Below are 5123 nucleotides of genomic sequence, written 5' to 3'. Positions count from 1 at the left end.
GAAGAAGAAAAAAAACAATCAAAAATGGTTTATGAAGGAATTCAAGCTAAAACAATATTAGAAAAATATAAGAATAAAAAAATTGCTTTGACTTCAGAAGAAATCCAAAATTATCAATTAACCATTGATAAAGCAGCAACAGCCAAAATTAAGTTAGTAGAAGCTAATTATCGTTTAGTAGTTTCTATTGCAAAACGTTATATAGGGAAGAAAATTTTATTTTTAGATTTAATTCAAGAAGGTAACATGGGATTAATGCGTGCTGTGGACAAATTTGATTATACTAAAGGTTTTAAATTTTCTACTTATGCTACTTGGTGGATTCGACAAGCTATTACACGTGCTGTTTCTGATAAATGCAGTACTATTAGAGTTCCAGTTCATATTAGGGAAGCTATGAATAAAATTTCTCGTTGTCGAGGAAAATTAACACAAGATTTATCACGTAAGGTGGAAAATAAAGAAGTTGCAGCCAAAATGAATATTGATGTGAAACAAATTATAGATATTCAAATGATCGAAAAAGAAACTATTTCTTTAGAAGCTTCGTTAAGAGACGATGATGATTCTTCTTTAGGTGATTTTATTAATGATCCGAATACAATTTCGCCTCATGATTATATGTTGCAAGAAATGTTAAAACAAACTTTAGAAGAAACTTTAGAAGAATCTTTAACAGATAGAGCTGAGCAAGTATTAAAAATGCGTTTTGGTTTGTTACCTGATGGACATGTTTATACTTTAGAAGAGATAGGGAAAAAATTTGGCGTGACACGCGAAAGAATTCGTCAAATTGAAGTTAAAGCTTTAAGACGTTTGCGTTCTCCTTCGAAACAAAATAAATTAAAGATGCTTTATCATAATATTAAAAAAAAATGAAACGAATTACTTTTATTGCTTCTTTGCTGTCAGGTTATAAAATAGTTTTAGATATAGGCACGGATCATGGATTAGTTTTAAAAAAAGCTCTAGATTTAAAATATATTCAAAAAGGAATCGCAAGTGATATAAAACCCCAGCCTCTTTTTCAGGCTTATCAAAATTTAAAAAAATATCCTGTAGAATTTTATCTTAGCGATGGTTTTTCACAGATTCGTTCTGTTTTTGATTTAGCATTAATTTGCGGGATGGGATCTCATACTATTATTAATATTTTGAAAAATCAACTTTATATGGAAAGACCTTTGATATTAGGGTGTCAAGGAAAATGGTTGCCTTTAATTTATTGGTTAAAACAAAATGATTTTGAAATTTTGAATTATTATAATTTTTTTGATAAATTTAATTATCTTTTTTTAAAAGTGATACGTAAGAAAAAATTATAATTTATGTTTTATTGAAGTCCAAAATATTTGTACAATATTTTTTTAAAGATTGCAAAAAATTATTATTTCTAGTATAATAAAGGTTGTTTTAGAAAATAAATATATCAAATAAAAAAAAAGAAGGAGTTTGAGTAGCTCAGAAGGTAGAGCAACGGCCTTCTAAGCCGTCGGTCGGGGGTTCGAATCCCTTCTCAAACGCCAAAAATTTATGATCAAATAAAAGAATATAGGTTGAAATTTTTTTATTTGATCAATAAAATATAAAGGAGAAATCAAAGATATGGCTGTTCCATTTAGAAGAACCAGTAAAACTGCAAAAAGAAAAAGACGTACACATAAGAAGCTGCATCAACCTAATTTAATTTTGTGTCCTCAAACTCAGAATTTTACTTTATCACATCGTGTGACTCGCAATACTCCATATTACAAAGGACAATTATTTTTAAGAGAATCTAAAAAAGAGAATAAGGAAAACGAAAAACAAACTTGATTTTGTAATATAAGTTTACAATATAGTTTAGATCTTCGTTTTTTATTTTTTTATGAAAAGTTCGAGTATGATTTTATATTATTTTTTTATGAGGTAAATGATAAAATGAAAAAATTAACATCTTCGGAGATTAGACAAATATGGTTAGACTTTTTCGTTGGTAAAAGACACCATCTAAACCCATCAGTTTCTTTAATCCCTCAAGAAGATCCTACTTTATTATGGATCAATGCGGGCATTACTCCTCTTAAAAAATATTTTGATGGTTCACAAGAACCAGTTTTTCGTCGTTTAGTTAATTGTCAAAAATGTTTAAGAACTAATGATATTGATAATATTGGCAAAACTTCACGACATAATACTTTTTTTGAGATGTTAGGTAATTTTTCTATAGGTGATTATTTTAAAAAAGAAGCAATTGATTTTGCTTATGAATTGTTAACTTCTCCAAATGGGTTTGCTTTATCTGTGGATCGTTTATATATCACTTATTTTGAACAAGATAAAGAAACTTACCATTATTGGTTACAAAAAAATATTAAACCTCAACACTTACTTCCTTTAAAGAATAATTTTTGGGAAATTGGTGAAGGACCATGTGGACCTTGTACAGAAATTTTTTTTGATCGTGGTGTACAATACGATTATAGAGATCAACATTTAATCGCGCAAGAAATTGAAAATGATCGTTTTATAGAACTATGGAATATTGTGTTTTCTCAGTATAATGCTGATCATGGTGTATCGCGTTCTGAATATAGTGAACTTCCAAGAAAAAATATTGATACTGGAGCAGGTTTAGAGAGATTAGCTTGTGTTCTACAACAAACACCCACTAATTTTGAAACAGATCTCTTTTTGCCTATTATTGAACAAATATCTTTTTTTAGTCAAATACCATATCAGGGACAAAGAACGTTTAAGATTATTGCAGATCATATTAAAACTTTAGTATTTGGTATTTGTGATGGAGCTATTTTTTCAAATATAGGTAGGGGTTATGTTTTAAGAAAAATTTTAAGAAAAGCTGTTCAACAAGGACAAAAGTTAAATTTCAATAAACCTTTTTTATTTAAATTAGTTGAAATTGTAATTAAGATAATGCAAGAATTTTATCCTGATTTATTAACGAAACAAAAGATGATCGAAAACATTATCCAAACAGAAGAGGAAAAATTTTTAATTACTTTAGCATCAGGCAAAATACAATTTAAAAAATTTATTTATAATCAAGAGATTTCAGGCGCAAATTTTTTTAAACTTTATGATACTTATGGTTTACCTAAAGAAATAATTTTAGAATATGCGTCACAACAAAAAGTAAAAGTTAATGTGAATGAATTTAAATATTTTTTACAAAAACAAAAAGATTTATCAAGAAAAGAACAAATTTTACAACATGATATGAAAAAGCAAAATTCATTTTTTTTAGAGTTTCGTTTACCTAGTATTTTTATTGGTTATGAATGTTTTAAAATTTGTACTAAAGTATTGAAAGTTTTTGAACAAGGCATTGTTTTAGAACAAACACCTTTTTATGCAACTATGGGCGGTCAAATATGTGATTCTGGTTATATTAATGATATATTTGTAACAAAAGTGACTAAATTACCTTATGGTCAATTTTTACATCAAGTGCCAAAAGGTATTTTTCAAGAAGGACAAGAAGTAGTAGCGAGTATTAATATAGAACAAAGAATTGCAACAGCTTTGAATCATACTGCCACTCATCTTTTATATGATGCTTTAAAAAAATTTTTAGGAGAACACATTAAACAACAAGGATCTTTTGTAGGAGAACAATATTTACGTTTTGATTTTAATCATTTTGATATTTTATCTCCAAAACAATTAATACAAATAGAAAACCAAGTCAATCAATGGATCGAAAATCAATATTCAGTGATGATTAAGGAAATGACATTGAATGAAACTAAAAAAATTAAAGCTCAGTTTTTGGATAATACTAGTTATCAAGAACAAGCAAGAGTTGTACAAATTGGCGATGTGTCTATTCAATTATGTGGTGGAACACATGCTAAGAATACTAAAGATTTACATCGTTTTACTATTTTAGATTATTATTCTATTGGTTCAGGAGTTCATCGTTTAGAAGCTACTACAGGTAAAAATTTAACCTTAATGTTAAAAAAAAAAATCATTCCATTAATAGATGAAGAACAAAAAATATTAAAGAAAATAAAACAAAATCAAAAATATTTAATGAATAATAATTTTATGATTACTCCTAAAATAGATATATCTTTTAGTAGTTATCAAGATTTACAAAATTTGAAGCATTATTTAAAATCCTTAAACAAAGATTTGAACCAAATCCAAAAAGAAGTTTTAAAACAACAAATTCAAAATATTTTAAAAAAATCACATCAATTTATTCCTTGTAAAATCGAAAAAGAGTTGTTAATTATGATTGAGGAACCTATAGAACTGCATTTGTTAAAAGTATTGTTAGATCATTTATTTGAAAGTTTACAAACTAATTTTTTATGTTTATGTCAAAAACAACCAAAACAATTTTTGGTTTTATGTAAAAGTAAAACAGTAGATATTAGAAACTTTATAAATAATATTAAACCTATTATTAATGGTTATGGCGGAGGAAATAAGTATTTTGGACAAATTTGTAGTCCTCAATTGGAGAAACTAAATGAATTCATTACAAAATGGAAGCAATTTTTGTAACACCAAAGAAGTTTTTTTGGGTTTAGATTTAGGAGAAAAAACTTTAGGGATTGCTATTTCCCATTTCGGTATTATTGCTCAAAAATTAAAAACAATTATGTTCACTGCTCATCAATATCAAGAATTACTAAAACCTTTAAAAAAAATTATTGATGAATTTAAGGTGAAAACGATTGTTTTAGGCCAACCTAAACATATGAATAATGATATAGGGATTAAAGCAACAATTAGTATACTTTTCAAAAAACAAATTCAAAAATTTTGCGATTCTGTAGAAATTATTTTATGGGATGAACGTTTATCTACTAAACAAGCGCAAATCATTATTAAAACATTTCATAAAAAAAAAGATACCAAAAAATTAAAAGATGAAATAGCAGCAACAATTATTTTGCAAAATTTTTTAAATTATCGTAATAATTTTAAATAAAATATTAATTATAAAAAAATATTTTTGGTATTAAAAATTTTGAGGAGTTGCTTAGTACTTCATGTATACTGAATTAATTTTAAAAAAGGAAATATTGGCTAAATTAAAAACATTTGCTTCACAACATAGTATTCCTATTATTAATGATGAAACTGCGATTTTTTTAAAAAATATT

General features: G+C 26.3%; 5 protein-coding genes and 1 tRNA gene. All 6 read left to right on the top strand.

Translation table 11 applies throughout. The features are described 5' to 3' along the window. Positions 1-879, top strand: an 879-nt coding sequence (locus AlmWB_RS01045) for a sigma-70 family RNA polymerase sigma factor (protein WP_050337237.1), incomplete at its 5' end; no start/stop codon positions are given. Beyond that, on the top strand, positions 876-1325 hold the full coding sequence (locus AlmWB_RS01040) for a tRNA (adenine(22)-N(1))-methyltransferase TrmK (protein WP_050337235.1): 450 nt from the start codon (positions 876-878) through the stop codon (positions 1323-1325). The genes AlmWB_RS01045 and AlmWB_RS01040, both read left to right, overlap by 4 nt. 125 nt (positions 1326-1450) lie before the next feature. After that, a tRNA-Arg gene (locus tag AlmWB_RS01035) sits at positions 1451-1526 on the top strand. Between the two features lie 79 nt (positions 1527-1605). Continuing rightward, entirely contained in the window at positions 1606-1815 is a 210-nt protein-coding gene (rpmF, locus tag AlmWB_RS01030) for a 50S ribosomal protein L32 (RefSeq protein WP_050337233.1), read from the top strand. A gap of 105 nt (positions 1816-1920) precedes the next feature. Continuing rightward, positions 1921-4518 (top strand): alanine--tRNA ligase, encoded by a 2598-nt coding sequence (gene alaS / locus AlmWB_RS01025; protein WP_050337231.1) that lies wholly within the window; start codon positions 1921-1923, stop codon positions 4516-4518. Continuing rightward, positions 4484-4948: a Holliday junction resolvase RuvX gene (gene ruvX / locus AlmWB_RS01020; RefSeq protein ID WP_083993348.1), complete on the top strand. Its 465-nt coding sequence runs from the start codon at positions 4484-4486 to the stop codon at positions 4946-4948. The genes alaS and ruvX overlap by 35 nt, the downstream gene beginning before the upstream one ends. The last annotated feature ends 175 nt before the right edge of the window (positions 4949-5123 follow it).

Origin of the sequence: Candidatus Phytoplasma phoenicium (assembly GCF_001189415.1) — a bacterium.
GTDB lineage: Bacteria > Bacillota_I > Bacilli_A > Acholeplasmatales > Acholeplasmataceae > Phytoplasma > Phytoplasma phoenicium.
Note: the sequence above shows the minus strand (reverse complement) of the source record. Positions and strands in the feature narration are given on the sequence as shown.